15 protein-coding genes are annotated in these 15,540 nt (G+C 41.1%); 7 read left to right on the forward strand and 8 right to left on the reverse strand.

From position 1 onward, the window contains the following. Nucleotides 1-41: 41 nt before the first annotated feature. Nucleotides 42-890: a 16S rRNA (cytidine(1402)-2'-O)-methyltransferase gene (gene rsmI / locus DRZ93_RS11105; protein WP_113746614.1), complete on the reverse strand. Its 849-nt coding sequence runs from the start codon at nt 888-890 to the stop codon at nt 42-44. 289 nt (nt 891-1,179) lie between these two features. Between rsmI and DRZ93_RS11110 the strand changes: the two genes are divergently transcribed. Beyond that, nucleotides 1,180-2,940: a penicillin-binding protein activator gene (locus DRZ93_RS11110; RefSeq protein WP_172458216.1), complete on the forward strand. Its 1,761-nt coding sequence runs from the start codon at nt 1,180-1,182 to the stop codon at nt 2,938-2,940. Nucleotides 2,941-3,072: 132 nt separating this feature from the next. On the opposite strand, the gene DRZ93_RS11115 is transcribed toward DRZ93_RS11110, so the two are convergent. From DRZ93_RS11115 to rplM, 3 genes are all read right to left on the reverse strand, one after another. After that, nucleotides 3,073-3,675, reverse strand: coding sequence for a stringent starvation protein B (locus DRZ93_RS11115; RefSeq protein WP_113746616.1), 603 nt, complete (start codon nt 3,673-3,675; stop codon nt 3,073-3,075). A 456-nt stretch (nt 3,676-4,131) separates the two neighbouring features. Beyond that, entirely contained in the window at nt 4,132-4,524 is a 393-nt protein-coding gene (gene rpsI, locus DRZ93_RS11120) for a 30S ribosomal protein S9 (RefSeq protein ID WP_113743565.1), read from the reverse strand. Nucleotides 4,525-4,538: 14 nt separating this feature from the next. Further along, nucleotides 4,539-4,967, reverse strand: coding sequence for a 50S ribosomal protein L13 (rplM, locus tag DRZ93_RS11125; RefSeq protein ID WP_113743564.1), 429 nt, complete (start codon nt 4,965-4,967; stop codon nt 4,539-4,541). Nucleotides 4,968-5,444: 477 nt separating this feature from the next. Here rplM and DRZ93_RS11130 point away from each other — a divergent pair, with 477 nt between their 5' ends. The 3 genes from DRZ93_RS11130 to DRZ93_RS11140 all read left to right on the forward strand — a co-directional run bounded on the left by DRZ93_RS11130 (nt 5,445) and on the right by DRZ93_RS11140 (nt 8,884). After that, nucleotides 5,445-6,185, forward strand: a complete 741-nt coding sequence (locus DRZ93_RS11130; RefSeq protein WP_113746617.1) for a Z-ring associated ZapG family protein — start codon at nt 5,445-5,447, stop codon at nt 6,183-6,185. 32 nt (nt 6,186-6,217) lie between these two features. Then, nucleotides 6,218-7,606, forward strand: a complete 1,389-nt coding sequence (locus tag DRZ93_RS11135) for a Do family serine endopeptidase (RefSeq protein ID WP_425450904.1) — start codon at nt 6,218-6,220, stop codon at nt 7,604-7,606. A gap of 159 nt (nt 7,607-7,765) precedes the next feature. Further along, nucleotides 7,766-8,884, forward strand: coding sequence for a S1C family serine protease (locus DRZ93_RS11140; protein ID WP_113743562.1), 1,119 nt, complete (start codon nt 7,766-7,768; stop codon nt 8,882-8,884). 39 nt (nt 8,885-8,923) lie between these two features. On the opposite strand, the gene DRZ93_RS11145 is transcribed toward DRZ93_RS11140, so the two are convergent. After that, nucleotides 8,924-9,232 carry an EscU/YscU/HrcU family type III secretion system export apparatus switch protein gene (locus tag DRZ93_RS11145; RefSeq protein WP_113743561.1) on the reverse strand — a complete coding sequence of 103 codons (309 nt, stop codon included), beginning with the start codon at nt 9,230-9,232 and terminating at the stop codon, nt 8,924-8,926. Nucleotides 9,233-9,503: 271 nt separating this feature from the next. Here DRZ93_RS11145 and DRZ93_RS11150 point away from each other — a divergent pair, with 271 nt between their 5' ends. Both DRZ93_RS11150 and DRZ93_RS11155 read left to right on the forward strand, forming a co-directional pair. Further along, a complete protein-coding gene (locus DRZ93_RS11150; protein WP_113743560.1) occupies nt 9,504-10,631 on the forward strand; it encodes a hypothetical protein in 1,128 nt (375 codons plus the stop codon). Then, nucleotides 10,618-11,154 carry a prolipoprotein diacylglyceryl transferase gene (locus tag DRZ93_RS11155; RefSeq protein WP_113743559.1) on the forward strand — a complete coding sequence of 179 codons (537 nt, stop codon included), beginning with the start codon at nt 10,618-10,620 and terminating at the stop codon, nt 11,152-11,154. The genes DRZ93_RS11150 and DRZ93_RS11155 overlap by 14 nt, the downstream gene beginning before the upstream one ends. Before the next feature lie 73 nt (nt 11,155-11,227). Here the strand turns inward: DRZ93_RS11155 and DRZ93_RS13895 are convergent, their stop codons facing one another. Continuing rightward, nucleotides 11,228-12,106, reverse strand: a complete 879-nt coding sequence (locus DRZ93_RS13895; protein WP_113746618.1) for a reverse transcriptase domain-containing protein — start codon at nt 12,104-12,106, stop codon at nt 11,228-11,230. A gap of 2 nt (nt 12,107-12,108) precedes the next feature. Next, nucleotides 12,109-12,477 (reverse strand): reverse transcriptase family protein, encoded by a 369-nt coding sequence (locus tag DRZ93_RS13900; protein ID WP_113746619.1) that lies wholly within the window; start codon nt 12,475-12,477, stop codon nt 12,109-12,111. A gap of 619 nt (nt 12,478-13,096) precedes the next feature. Between DRZ93_RS13900 and DRZ93_RS11170 the strand changes: the two genes are divergently transcribed. Then, nucleotides 13,097-13,660: a PP2C family protein-serine/threonine phosphatase gene (locus DRZ93_RS11170; protein ID WP_281268132.1), complete on the forward strand. Its 564-nt coding sequence runs from the start codon at nt 13,097-13,099 to the stop codon at nt 13,658-13,660. A gap of 45 nt (nt 13,661-13,705) precedes the next feature. Here DRZ93_RS11170 and DRZ93_RS11175 read toward each other — a convergent pair whose 3' ends face one another. Then, on the reverse strand, nt 13,706-15,346 hold the full coding sequence (locus DRZ93_RS11175; protein ID WP_172458217.1) for a phosphoethanolamine transferase: 1,641 nt from the start codon (nt 15,344-15,346) through the stop codon (nt 13,706-13,708). Nucleotides 15,347-15,540: the final 194 nt, after the last annotated feature.

Raw genomic sequence — 15,540 nt, forward strand, 5'->3', positions numbered from 1 at the left:
TATAAGTAAAATAAATGACAATGGCAAATGAGCTTTTAACTTTAGCTCTTATTGCCATCCTTATTTTCGATAATAAAATTATAAAGACTCTTTTTGTTGACACCGCTTATATCGCTTATTACCTTGGATAAAAGCTTGGCAGGAACAAAAGGCATAAGCTCTGCAACAGAGTTTTTTATACTGTCTGTAAGATCATCTACACTTTGCTCTTTATCAGGACCGAACATAAGCACAAACTCACCTTTGACATGATTATCAGAGCTGTTTAGAACCTCTAAAATCTGACAGGCTGTGCCTCTGTAGAAAGTCTCAAAGAGTTTGCTTATCTCACGGGCTACACATAGTGGGCGATCTGGCATTAATTCATGTATTACTGTCAGTGTATCCTTGATGCGGCGCGGTGATTCATAGACTATAACAGTGACACTCTGCGCCTTTATATCCAAAAGAGTTTCACCAAGCTCTTTGTTCTTTACAGGCAAAAAGCCTCTGAATAAAAATCTGTCTGTAGGTAGGCCGCTTGCAGATAAAGCGCAGATGGCGGCACAGGCGCCTGGCAGCGGTATGATCTTTATGCCACCCTTGGTGCAGATGGATACAACTTTATAGCCAGGATCGGAAATAAGAGGGGTGCCTGCATCACTGACAAGGGCCACGACACCGCCAGATTGCACCTCATCAATTATCATGCTGGCGCGCTCCTGTTCATTGTGATCATGACAGGAGATCATCTTTTTATGGCCAATGCCCAGCATATCTAAAAGACTGCGTGAGTGTCTTGTATCCTCTGCTGCAATTAAAGTTGCCGCATTTAGCACGTCAATGGCTCTTTTGGTTATATCATCTCTGTTGCCTATAGGTGTAGGAACAATATACAGTGCGCTTTCCATTTCAGACTCTTAACTTACAAAATAAATCTACTTTGCATTCTAACAAATTAAAGCAGTGTATGTCATTGCAGGTATATCTAAGCTTCCTGCCAAAGCTTTTTGCTGTCTAAAACCAAGGCCCCAAGTTCTTTTAGCCCATGCAAAATTATGCCATAGACCATTCTTTGCACTGTATTTGCAAATTTTGCTCTTATCAGTAAGTGTGCATTGGTATATTTTTAAAGATTAAGCCTGTTTAGTTTTGATATAATCACATGAACACAAGGACTATATAATTATGAGGTTTGTCGTGAAATCATACTCAAAGAAGTTTAAACTCAGTATTGTGGCTCTGGCCATGTGCGCCTCCTTATCAGGCTGTGTATCAAATCTTACTGAACCTGAGGTCTCCATCAGTACAGCCAAGGCCTTTTCACAGCTAAATCCAAATGAGAATTATGTAGATCTGGCCTCACGAGCCGATGAACAGTCGCAGTTTGCAGCCTTAATTTTAAAGACACGCTATTATGCTGTAAACAACGATCTTACTGCTGCCAGACAGACCATAGATGAGCTTTTAACCAAAGCCATAACTCCTTTGCAGCAGGATCAGATAATGATTATGCAGTCACTTGTATACTCACTGTCAGGTCAGTATACAAAGGGCCTTGATACCATGGATAAGGTCAATACCCTGTCTTTGCCAAAGCAGGTTGCAGTCTATTACTATCAGCTTTTTTCAAATCTTGCTATCTCACAGTACAAGCAGAGCAAAGATAACAGCTATCTGATTAAAGGCTTTAATGCACAAAAAGATCTGTACAATTTTGTTGATGGCACACAAAAAAACAGTGTACTTAAAAAAGCTGTATCTATTTTAAATATGCTTGATGCACAGACACTCACCGAACTTGCCACCACCAGTGATGATATGCTTGAAAAGGGCTATTATGAGTATGCTCTTATCAACAGCTCAAGAACTACCAATTTAAAACAGCAGCTTTTTGCCTCATGGGCTACAACCTATGCAGATCACCCATTAACTGCCATCAACTCAGCCCCAGCTGCAACAGACAGTAAAGAGCCTGTGCAGATGACACAAAGTGCCTCTGCTGTAGCTCCGCTTGCCGATGGTAAAAGAGTGGCTGTGCTTGTACCTCTTACCGGCCGCTTTGCCAAAAATGTCGGTGAGCCTGCCAAACTTGGTGTAATTGCTGCACTGCAGGATCGTGAGGCCAAGGTCTATGTTGATCTGTATGACACCAATATCATGTCTATGCAGGAGATTATGGCCAAGCTCAAGACCAATGGCACATCCTATATCATTGGCCCTGTATTAAAGCCAGAGGTAGAAGCTTTAGTGGCTGCCAGCAACTCAATTACCACCATTGCCATGAATGAGCCTGGCACTTATAACGCCAATATGTACTACTTTGATCTTGGCCCTGACTATGAGGCTACCAATGCCGCCGCTAAGATCTTCTCTGACGGCTATAAAAAGCCATTGCTTATTACCAATAACTCATCACGTGCCGAGCGTGTAATTGAAGGATTCAACCGCACCTTTGCAAGTACAGGCAACTCACTGGCCAATACCTGCCGCTTTAACAATCAGGAAAGCGCCAAGGCCGATCTTGGAACCTGTGCCTATAATCAGGCTGACAGTGTGTATATAAATGCAAGCTCACGTGAGGCTAATGTCATCAAGGCTATGCTGCCATCTAAAATGCCTGTCTACCTAAGCTCTGAGAGCTATGATGGCCTTAATAACACAGGTCTTGAAATTGCTCTAAATGGTGCCACCATAGGTCAGATGCCATGGCTTATTACTGACAGTCAGTTAAAAGCCTCTGCCACCAAGAATATGCCAAAGGCTGATACCCTGACTCTGCAGATCTTTGCTGCAGCCTATGATGCCATCAATGTTGCCTTCAACCTTGACAAGCTTACCTCATCAAAAGAGGATCTACTCCATGGTCTGACTGGCGATATTATAGTAGGCGATAAGAACCTGCTTGAAAGATCACTAATGTGGTACAAGATTGGATCTGATGTCAAAGGCAGATTTTAATAACAAAACTGCCTGCGCATTATAAAGTGCAGGCTGTACAAATGCTCTTAACATAAAAACTACAAGGCCTGTCTTCATAATGAAAACAGGCCTTTTTCTACGCCACATCAATGGCATTAAGACAAATTTTAACTAATCCTTGTCTACAATTGTAAACATGGAGCCATCATCAGATGCGCCATCAGTGCTATTATCTTTATTCTTGTTTTTCTCGGCACTATCTTCTGCATCATTGATATCATCTACAGTTCTGAAGATAGCACTGTCATCTGCACTATCCTCGCAGTTCTCATCTTCCTCTTGCATGTACTCATTTTCATATGAGTCTTCCTGATTTTCCTCATCATCTTCAAGATCCTGCTGCATCCACATATTGATTGGGAATGCCACCTGATCTTCATGGGCAATAAGATCGCACATGGCTTTGTAAGGAATGACAATATACTCATCCACACCTGAAAAACGGGTGTTGAATGACAGATATTTAGGACCTATATCAAAATTGCGCACAGCTGATGGAGAGATGGATAGAACCATAACATCCTGTTCTCTAAACTGCGATGGGACAATTACACCCTTTGTCTGTACCTTGATTAAAAGGTGTGGAGTGACATCACTGTCTACAAGCCAGTCATAAAAGGCCTTGAAAATATAAGGACATAAGGTATTTATATTTCTTACTTTCATCGATAACAAAGCACCATACACAATCTGCTGCACAGCAAAGGATGGCACTATCCTCCTTTATAAGTCCTGTAAAAAACTCTCATCGCAAAGTCTGACAATAAGCTTTAAGACTGACGTATGATGTTCTTTTATACAAAGTCTCAAGCTCAAACCCTTTTATCTTCCCCCTGTCACAGGTCATGTGCTGCAAGGCTTATACAGCCTTATTTGTCTAAAAGGATTGGGGTCACTACACTAAGGCACAACCCAGCCTGTCAAATACTGATAATTTTAAAAGATTCTAAATACGAATAACAATACAATATGCTTTAGAACATATGCTAAAGCATAGTTAATCTGCTCAAGCCACACAGGGCCAAAGTCATAGCCTATAGCTTTATACTTTAATTATATTTAAAAATGCTTAAATATAAAACCTTATTTTTACGGTACTTTTTATTAAAATCTTAATAAAAAAAACCTCCGGGTTCTCCCAGAGGTTTATAAAATACTTTAAAACGAAAATTAACGCTTTGAGTACTGTGGACGCTTACGAGCTTTGTGAAGACCAACCTTCTTACGCTCAACAGAACGAGCATCACGAGTTACATAACCAGCCTTACGCAGTGCTGGACGGAAGCTCTCATCGTACTCCATAAGAGCACGGGTGATGCCGTGACGGATAGCGCCAGCCTGACCTGAAATACCACCACCGGTTACAGTAATGTACAGATCAAACTTATCCTGAACCTCAAGAAGCTCTAATGGTTGATATACAACCATACGAGATGTTGGACGACCAAAATACTGCTCAATTGTGCGGCCATTAATGATCATTTTGCCAGTGCCTTGCTTGATGAAAACACGTGCAGTTGAACTCTTACGACGGCCAGTGCCATAAAACTGTGTATCAGCCATTTGCTATTGCTCCTTTAAAACTTGAGAATCTGAGGCTGTTGAGCAGCATGATTATGTGTCTCACCAGCATATACCTTGAGTTTACGGAACATAGCGCGACCTAATGGGCCCTTTGGAAGCATGCCACGAACAGCAGTCTCAATGATCTGCTCTGGTTTGCGTGCAATTAACTTCTCAAATGACTCTGACTTCAGGCCACCTGGATAACCAGTGTGACGATAGTACATCTTATCAGCAGTCTTGTTGCCAGTTACCTTTACCTTTGAAGCATTGATAACGATGATATAATCACCAGTATCCATGAAAGGAGTGTACTCTGGCTTGTGCTTGCCGCGTAGGCGTAAAGCAATTTCAGTTGCGATGCGACCTAAGGTCTGACCCTCGGCATCGACAATATACCAATCACGCTTAATAGTTGATGGCTTTGCTACATAAGTTCTCATTAAAAAACCCTTTTAAGGAAAAATCCTTTAAACATCCAGATAAATCTGGTCTCTTAACCTAACAGATATAAGCAATCTTACATCCGCTTTGTATGTTTGGGTGGGAAGCCAAAAATACAACATAGAGGGGCGCAAATATTATACACGTTTTTAACATTAAGTTACATAAATTTTTATAAATCTTGCACGCTATGAAGACATTTTTTTACTGATCTGTCTTGCATATTCACAGCTGTATCCTGTACTCAATTATGTGTCTTTAAGAGCTGTGTGCCCATCACAGGCTGATAAGAGCCTTGTCTTTTGTCCAGAAGGCCTTGCAGTCTTATTTTCTGCAGACAGTGCAGTGCATGTATAAATATTAGTCAGTAGGCGTGAAAACCGTTAATTTTTAAATAGTTTATTTGATTTGAGCTACTAATTTTTTTCTAAGTTTGATGAGATAATATATTTATAGTCAGGAAGAGGAAATACACCATGGATATGATGCTTATATCACTAGCTTTTGTTGTTGGATTTATTTTAGGTGGTCTAATTGCCTTTGTGGCCATGACCAAATTCTCAGCTAAACATAAACTTATAGATGAGATGACCAAAATAAAAAGAGCCAACGCCAATAAAGACAGAATGATCGTTGAGTTCTTTGAAAACGCCCAGGAACAGTTCTCACTTTTAAACAAGGTTTATATTAATTATGCCAAATTTATGCAGAACAATGCCGAACGTTTCATTCCTCAGGAAACAGAGTTTTTAGATGATGACAATGAGCAGGATTTAGCAGCATTGAAAGTAAAGAAGAAATCATCAGACAAAACAAAGGCCTTTGTACCTGAGACAGAAACAAAAGAGTCTTTCATTCCTGATGTACAGGCAGAGCTTGACAAGGACAGTGCAGATACTGCCACACAGACTGCCTCTGTTAAGGTACAGAGCACTGCTGATGATACAGGCACACAAGAGATTAACGACAATGTTGAGACCAAAAGTGCAGAGATAGAGTCAAAGACTGATGTTGCCACAGATACAAAAGGCGTAGACAGCGGTATCAACAATATTATCGATGATGTAAATGTTGCCCGTGTTGCCGAGATGGCTGCCTCCTCAAAATCTTTAGATATACCATCGCAGGGTAAAGATTCAAGCTCTGAGACAGAAGGTGACAGCAGCTCCACTGCTGAGGATAAAGAGATTGAAGTCAAGGAACAGCCAAAGATTTAATAAACTACGTACGCTCTTTAAGGAGAACATAAATGATTAAAAATTCTAAGCATTTAAGAGCAATGGCCCTAGCCCTTACCTTAAGTGGTGCCTTATTAAGTACAACAGTAAGTGCCCAGACCTCATCAGCCATCATTGATGCTGTAGGCACCAGCACACAGGGTCGAGCCACACTAGCCCCTATGCTTCAGAAAGTATTGCCAAGTGTGGTAAATATTGTAATCAAAGGAAAAAAAGAAATAGCAGGACCATCTTTTAATATTCCAGAAGAGTTCCGCTTTATGTTCCCAGAGCTCATGACCCCGCAGCAGCGTGAGTTCAGAGCCCTAGGTTCAGGTGTTATTATCGACTCTAAAAAAGGCTATATTGTCACCAACTTCCACGTGGTAGACGGCGCCGATGAAATCCGTGTCGCCTTATCTGACGGCCGCGAGTATGATGCCAAAAAGATAGGCGAGGATCCGCACACCGATCTGGCTCTGCTTGAGCTCAAGGAATTTGACAACCTTACAGCTTTAGAATTTGCAGATTCAGATACTCTGCAGGTAGGTGACTTTACTGTAGCTGTAGGCAATCCTTTTGGTTTAGGTCAGACTGTAACCTCAGGTATTGTTTCAGCCCTTGGCAGATCAGGTCTTAATATTGAGAATATTGAGAACTTCATTCAGACCGACGCCGCCATCAACTCAGGTAACTCAGGCGGTGCCCTAGTTGATTTAGACGGCAAGCTTATAGGTATCAACACTGCTATTTTAGGTCCTAACGGCGGCAATATAGGTATTGGCTTTGCCATCCCATCAAACATGGTAAAGACCATTGTTGATCAAATTAAAAACTATGGTGAGGTAAGACGCGGTCAGCTTGGAATTACAGGCACTGAGCTTACATCTGATCTGGCCAAGAACTTTGGCTTTAATCAAAACTCAGGCGCCTTTGTCAATGAAGTGGTAAAAGATGGCGCTGCTGACAGGGCCGGTATCAAGCCAGGTGACATTATCACCTCTGTCAACGGCAAGAGAATTTCATCATTTGGTGAACTGCGCGCCAAGGTGGCCACACAGCCGGCCGGCACCTCATTAACTCTTGGCATCTTCAGAGATGGCAAGGATATCAAGATTGATGTCAAACTCACACAGGCTCAGGAAATGGAAGCTGAGGCTGTAAAGGAAATCTCAAAGGCCCTTGAAGGAGCTGAATTTGTCAACACTGATGATAACAGCGGTGTTGAGATTACCAAGATTGACAAGAGATCACAGGCTGCAGCCCTTGGTCTGCGTCAGGGCGATATCATTACAGGCGTCAACCGTAATACTGTAAAGAATATTGCCGATCTTAAAAAGTATCTTGGTTCTGCCAAAGGCAAAGTAAGTGCCATCAGGGTACAAAGAGGCTCAACCACTGTATTTATCACAGTAAGATAAGCTCACTTTTTATGTCAGACTTTAGTCTCTGACTTCCTTGATAAAATACTGCCATCAAGACAGAAGGTGGCAGTATTTTTTTAAGCTCTTTACAAACAATGTTAAAATAAAAGCACAATCTCTGACTCTCTACACAGCTGACATGGGTAAGGCTACGTTATGAAAAAAAGAAATATACTACTTTTTGGCATTATTCCTATAGCTGCAGGTCTGACTGCTGGCATAGCCACACTTATCATAAATCCCAATGTCGGTCGCAATATAGGAGAGATTATCTACTCCAAAGGCCAGGACACAGAAGGTTTTTCCTATGCCGTGGCCAAGGCGGCTCCAAGTGTTGTCAATATCTACGTACAGAGGCTTAACAACAATTACTCATCAGCTACAGCAGATGCCGCAGAGATCATGACCTCTGCCTCAGGCGTCATCATGACTGAAAATGGCTATATAGTCACCAATTATCATGTTATACCATCTGTCATTGAACCTAATACCTCAATCTGGGCACAGCAGCACAATGGAAAAATACATCAGGCCTTTGTAGTAGGCTATGACAGACGCACCGATATTGCAGTACTCAAAATTAATGCCAGTGACCTGCCGCCAATTCCCATCAATCTAAAAGAGACTCCGCAGGTTGGTGATATTGCTCTGACCATAGGCAATCCCAACAACCTCGGTCAGACTGTAACCCATGGTATAGTCTCAGCTACAGCAAGAACAGGCTCTGGTCTTTTAACACGCGATCAAATGAATATAAGAGAAGGTCTGCAGGATCTTATTCAGACCGATGCCCCTATCAATCAGGGTAATTCAGGTGGAGCCCTAGTCAACTCCAAAGGTTATCTTATAGGCATCAATACAGCCTCCTTTAACAATTATCAGTATGGAGTCTATGGCATAGGCTTTGCTGTACCTACCAAACTTGTGGTCTATGTTCTTGATGAGATTATAAAACACGGCCGCGTTATACGTGGCTATCTTGGCATCAGCGATGATGGTACACAGCCTTTATCAGAGCAGTTTTCAGTTGGTATCAGAATTGGCTATATAGATCCTTTGGGCCCTGCCGCCACCTCCGATCTTAAAGTTGGTGATGTCATAATTGAGGTTGATGGCAAGAAAATAGGCAATCTGCGCTCTTTAATCGATAGCATCTCAAGCACCCGCCCCGGTACTGTCATGACCTTTAAGGTGTTGCGCAAAAATGACAAAGGTGAGGAAAAAATAAAAACTGTTGATATAACGCTCACTGAAGACAAGGCCAACATAGATTAGGCTTTATATTAGATTATTCTAAGTAAAGGCTAAGTTTTATCAAATAAAATATATTCTAAATCTTTTTAATATACCATTTAACACACATTTAATTGCAACAGATGTATCTACAACAACTGCTCCTATAAGTGGCAGGGCCTTATCATAAGGTATTGATGTTGCAGTGGTGAATGTATAGTTGCAGCAGTCTATAAGCTTGGTAAAAACGCTGTCGCTGTTGACAATAAAATAGGCAATAACGGCAAGAACTATTGTCGCTGAGGGTATTTCCTGACTTTTGGCTATATCACCTTTTTCACGGTCATCACGCAGGCGTTTGGAGGTGGGTTGTTCTATCTTTTCACTCATGACCTATGTCTCTTGATGCCCCCATTGTATGCATTATAATCAAAAATTGTTTTTTTGATTAATTTAATTTTTGTTACATAAGATCATATTTTTATTAACATAGTGCATGAATTTATTTGAATTTTCCCTAATTTTTTAAATATCAGCATATTTTTTTCTGTATTTTTTATTGTTTTTTTCTTAAAATGACAAAAAACTTTGAAATATTAACCCGGTTTCTTTTTTTTTAAGCATTGAGTTCTTCCTTTATTTATTTTTCGAATGGTAAATTATGTACGTACATATTAGACAGTCCGGCAACAGTAAATATGTCTATATAGTTGAAGCCTATCGTAATAAAAAGACAGGCAAGATTCAGCATCGCACCGTTGAAAGAGTGGGTCGCTACGATATCCTTTTACAAAAGGATCCTGATTTTCTCTCAAAACTTAAAGCTGACGCCAAAAATCGCACCAAAATTCAAAAAAAGGAAAAAGCCAAAATCAGTGTCAATGAAATGCTCAATGATGAGAGCATATCATCTAAAATTGATATTGATACTGTATACAACGGCTTTCCGCAGTACAATTATGCCAATATTGTCTTACGCATAATCTTCAAAGATATATTCAAACTGCAGTACAGAATCAATTATCTGCAGCAGAGTCATTACAGTGATACTGTAGATGAAGACGCCCCTCAGTGTTTTGATGTCTTCTTTCACCGAATTCTTGAAAAAGCTTTAGGCAAATATATAAACAAATCTGACAGATATCTGTATTTTCTGTGTGATACCTACTCACCTTATGAGGATTTGAAGGCCTACAGAAAATATGAAAAAATGCTTACTGAAATAAATGACGATGTTTATTTCTATATCTTTAATAAAATGGCCAAAAAAGCCAATCTGCCTTGGCTACAGTTTCTGCCCCTCTCCCTTGATGAGCGCTTTTTAAATGATCTTGATATAAGTATCTCGCACTCTGAGAATACAGGCAGTATCAACTTTGATATGATAAAAGAGCTTATTCAGAGAAAGCAGAGCAATTATCAGCTCAGAATGCTCATGGTGCTTGAGAGTATCATAGCCAAGGCCATGCTTGAGATTATAAAGCGCCGTCTTAAAGAGCGGCTTGATCTTGATGTTGAAATTGATGACATTCAGGACGCTTTAGGTCATGCCCTTCTCACTCCGCTTATCGATCCGGAAAATGCCGATAAGATAATGTATATAAAGCATGCCTGTCCTTATATGGGCCTTATCAACAATATTTTAAGAGTTTTTGAACTTACACCGCTGCAGAATTTTCAGAACAGATCAACACTGTTGCGTAATCTTAAAATGCGCTACAGCTCCGATGTTGAAATTCTAGGTCAGATGGTATTTAATACCTATCTGTACAAAAATGCTATTGTTTAATGCCCTGTCAGTATATGGTCTTATCTATGCTGCAGGCTTTATAGTATTTGCTCTTGTAAAACATCCTTTTTTGCAGGCAGGATCTCTTGCCTACCGTTTTTTTATAGCCCTATATACTGCTATTGCTGTAATTGTAGGTGGCAGGCTCTTTTATGCCCTTATCTATGAGCCTGTATACTATATAAACAACCCTGTTGAGATTTTAGAGCTCTACAAAGGGGGCATGTCTTTTCATGGTGCCTTGGTTTTGTGTATAGTCATGATCTATGTGCTAGATCGCGAAGCTTTTTTAAAAAATCTTGACCGCTCCGCCTTAACTGCCATGTTGCTGCTTCCTGCAGGACGTGTGGTTAATTTTTTAAACGGCGAGCTTTATGGCAGGCCCAGCTCTCTGCCTTTTGCCTTTATCTTTGAAGGTGGCGGCGAGATTCCACGCCACCCTTCACAGCTGTATGAGGCCATAGCCGAAGGCCCTCTTATAGCCCTTGTTATCTTCATACTCTACAGAATGGGAGTAGAGTAGGGGGATAGGCTTTAGGCCCTTTCGCCCCTCTCGTCAAACCCACCGTGCCACTTCATAGCAGTGGGCTTTCCCATTAAACAAAATACTGATCTTGTACTGTATATCCCTCTACAAGGTCAGCGACACACTGCCATCCAAGCTCCCTATGTAGGAGCTTGTTTGTCAGTATATAATTAGAGTGCTTCGCCTTTGCCCATTTGCCTAGGTGGGAGAAAGCTACCATACGACAGCGCTCCTCTTGTTTACCTTTAGTGTACCCGAGCAGGTTCTTGTAGCATGTGTAGTTCCTTTTCCATGCCACAATGAGTATCTGACATATTCTCCTTCTTATCCATTGCTCTTCGGTTTTCATAGTGGACTTACTAATGCAAGGTTTAAAGTACTGATACCAGCCTCTCAAAAAGGTATTGTAAGTGTTGCGTGTCTTCTCGATTCCTTTGGGGCACCTCCTAGTGAGGATAGTCCGCATCTTTTCCACGAATTTCTTTCTGCTCTTCTTGTGAAGCACAGTGGTCCATCCGTCTTTTGTATTGCGAAATTCAAAGCCTAGGAATTTTGTGTCATAACCAAGCTTTCCAACGCTAGTTTTATCCAGGTTTGCTTTTAGGAAGAGTTTCTTCTCTATGAACCTAGTTGTGCTTTCTAGTATTCTCCTAGCAGCCCTCTCGCTCTTGGCAAACAACATGCAGTCATCAGCATATCTTACAAATTTGACGCCCCTCTTTTCAAGCTCTTGGTCGAGTTCGTTTAGGAGGATGTTTGCACAGACCGGTGAGAAATTGTTGCCCAGGTGGAGTCCGACTTTGTTCTTGATTGCTTTGTTTCCGTCTATTATTTTCACCCTCAGATAGCGGTGAATTAGCGATATTACCCTTCCGTCCTTTATCTCGTTGGATAGGACCTGCAATAGTTTACTGTGATTTACTGTATCAAAGAACTTTGCCAAATCCATGTCTACACATAGATGTAGCCTTCATTGGCGTATTGGAGAACTCTGTTTACTGCACCGTGACATCCACGCCCCGGCCTAAAGCCAAAGCTACTGTCCGAGAATTTCGGGTCATATAGCTCTATGAGCTTATTTGCTATGGCGTTTTGCACAGTACGATCAACAGTCGTTGATATGCCTAGTGGGCGTTTTTCCCCATTGTCTTTAGGTATGTACACCCTTTTTATTGGTGACGGCTTGAACGAGCCATCCTCTATGGACTTTGAGACAATGTATGGATGGTCGTAAAACCATTTAACAAGATCTTGGCATTTGACCCCGTCTATACCTGCTGATCCTTTATTTCTGATTACAGCTTTACAGGCATTCAGCATGTTCTCATACGAAAAGTATTTGCTCTAAAGTTACCATGTCCTTCTGCTACTTTGTTGCTATATCCCTGCCTAGCTAGTCTCCACCAGCTTATCTTGCCATTACTAAGGCTACTTCCGCTTCGTGGTGTCCGTGTTTTCAGATTTCAACTAGATTGGGTTCTACTTCATTTGACATATTTGATGCTTTAGCCCTTCGTCGATACTCACGACATACTATGGCCTCATACAACTTCTCCATGGCTTTCACCATACAGACCTCCAAGGGTAAGCTATATCTTCCTTTAACTTATCACCGCAGGATATACACCAAAATTTACGGCAGAATTTAGGCTACTTCTTGTATTGCAAAATCACCTACGAATTGATGCCTGATCTGATTTTTATTCGTCAGCTCGTTGAGTTATGCTAGCCCGCTCCCTCCGACCAACACCTCACGGTGTCCGTCTAGCGTTCGGCTTTGACCTTGTCTCTGCTACCGGTCTAGGGACTTTCACCCATTGGAAAGTGTGCATGCCTCGCGCACAATACAGCAGATCTGATATCTGCAGCCTATCTTATTCCAGCAAAAGAAGTTGGCGGCGACTTTTTTGACGCCTTTGCCCTGGGTGATGACAAATACATCTTTACTGTAGGCGATGTCTCTGACAAAGGCATACCTGCTGCCTTATTCATGTCTATGACCATGACCACTCTGCGTCTGTCTCTGCGTCAGGGATTGCCTCTTGAGGAGGTTATGTATCACATCAACAACACCCTGGCTGAGCGTAATCCCAACATGATGTTTGTAACTTTATTTGTGGTCAAGGTTGATGCGAGATCACGTCACTGCGAGGCTGCAAATGCAGGTCACTGTTTCCCTATTGTCTACAACAATGACACATTATATGAGCTCGATACTGTCTCAGGTCCTGCCATTGGCGCCATTGAAGATGTGCATTATGAAAAATACAGCTTTGATTTAAAATCAGGTGATAGCTTTATTATCTATTCAGACGGCATCTCAGAGGCGCAGAACAGCAAAGCAGAGTTTTTCAGTGTCGAGCATATTCTAAAAACAGTCAGAGAACATGAAAAGCTCATGCCTCAGGATATGCTAGATGCCATCAATAAGGAGATTGATTCATTCCGCGGCACTGCCTATCAGTCAGATGATATTACAGCCTTATGCTTTAAACTAAAATAGCTCTGCCCCAAAGCCTTATAAAAGGCTTTGGAGCAGTTTATATCTTTAATTGTGCTCTCTGCAAAGCTCAAGGGCATCAAGATCTGTTTTGTATATACCAGTCTGCACCTGCATAAGACCAAGCAGAGTGTGGAACAGATTGTCATGAGAGAGTTCCTGATCCTTTGACTTATCCTTAAGGCACTTTAAATCAATATGCATATCAGATGCTGTCTGCTCTGGCATCCAGATCTGCATAGGAATATGAGTCTGATATTTAGGTGCTATCATATATGGAGTACCATGTAAAAACAGACCGTTTTCACCTAATGACTCGCCATGATCAGAGATATATAAAAGCACAGGATCATATCTGTCCATGTGCTGTTCAAGAACCTTAGTGATTAATGAATATAAAACATAGTCTGTATATAAAATGGTATTGTCATAGGCGTTTTTCACCTCATCAAGCGAGCAGTTTTCAACATCAGCCCTGTTGCAGTCTGGAGTAAATTTCTTAAAGTGCTCTGGATATCTTTCATAATATTTAGGGCCATGTGAACCTATAAAATGAAAGACAGCTACAGTATCCTCAGTGACCCTGGAGGCAAGATCCTGAGCATGTTTTATAAAGATTTCATCCTTGCAGTAGCCGTTTGCACACAGCTCCTTGCTCTCATCCTTCTTTATCTCGATGGTTTTGACATTTTTACATACGCCTTTGCAGCCACCGTTGTTTTCAAACCAGGTGACATCAATACCGGCTTTTTGCATAATATCTAAAACATTGTCACGATAACGTACAGTACTGTCATCAAAGTTCTCTCTTTGCATATCAGAAAACATGCATGGTACAGATTTGGCTGTGGTTGTAGCACAGGAGCTTACATCTGCATAGGTGATTACATCTTTTTGCTGTGTATAGGCATTGGTATCACGTGCATAGCCAAGAGCCCCATAATTTTCAGCTCTGGCTGTCTCGCCTACCACCACAAATAAAAGCTTTGGCTTGTCAAAGCTTGAGACCACCTTGGCATCATCACCTAAGGAGACATACTCAATCTTCTCAGGAAAATATGTATTGTTTATATATTTGGTGCTCGCCACCATATAGGAAAAAGGCAGAATCTCTTTTAACAGGATCTTATTGTTACGGCCGATAAAAGAGTAGATCTGAAAGTTGGGCAGCACAATGGCCACAGCGACAACGCCAAGCACAATCACAGCCGCAATACGCTGCAGCATGTTTTTTATAATGGATGTGCCATAATTTATTTTAAGTCTAAAGATGAAAATGGCAGGCAGCAGACCTAAAAGGATAAAATACAGGGCAGCTGATACTGAAATATATGCTGTGGCTTCAGCTGAATCAGTCTCAAAAATATTGACCATCATGTCATTGTCAAAGATCACACCATAGTTTACAGCAGCATAGGTGGCAAGAGATGTGACAAGACACAGTATGATAAGAACAGGCTTTAGTATCAGTCTGTAGGAGAAAGCAGCCACAAAGATCAAAGTTATTAATGATAAGATGGCAAATGGAGTCAGAGCTTTAAACGCTGTGGTTAAATTATCATTGCTCTGATAGATAGAGCTTACATGCGTCCAGAACTGTATATTATAGACAGTTGCAAAGATAATACCCGCACAAAGAGCAATAAACAGATAGTGACGGGTCAAACCTTTTAGTTTTCTTGCTACCATTAATTTATCCTTTGTAAACTTAATGTCTGACTGACATGACTGCCGCATCGAGCATATACTCAAATAAGGCTCATAGCTTTATGCTGCTATACATTTATGATGTACATACTGCATATAACTATGACTTTATCCAAGACAGATAGCCGCAAAAGCTTAGCTATTTAAAAAACAGACTTTAAAATCAAGGGTAATTA

The sequence above is a fragment of the Anaerobiospirillum thomasii genome, assembly GCF_900445255.1.
Taxonomy (GTDB): domain Bacteria; phylum Pseudomonadota; class Gammaproteobacteria; order Enterobacterales; family Succinivibrionaceae; genus Anaerobiospirillum_A; species Anaerobiospirillum_A thomasii.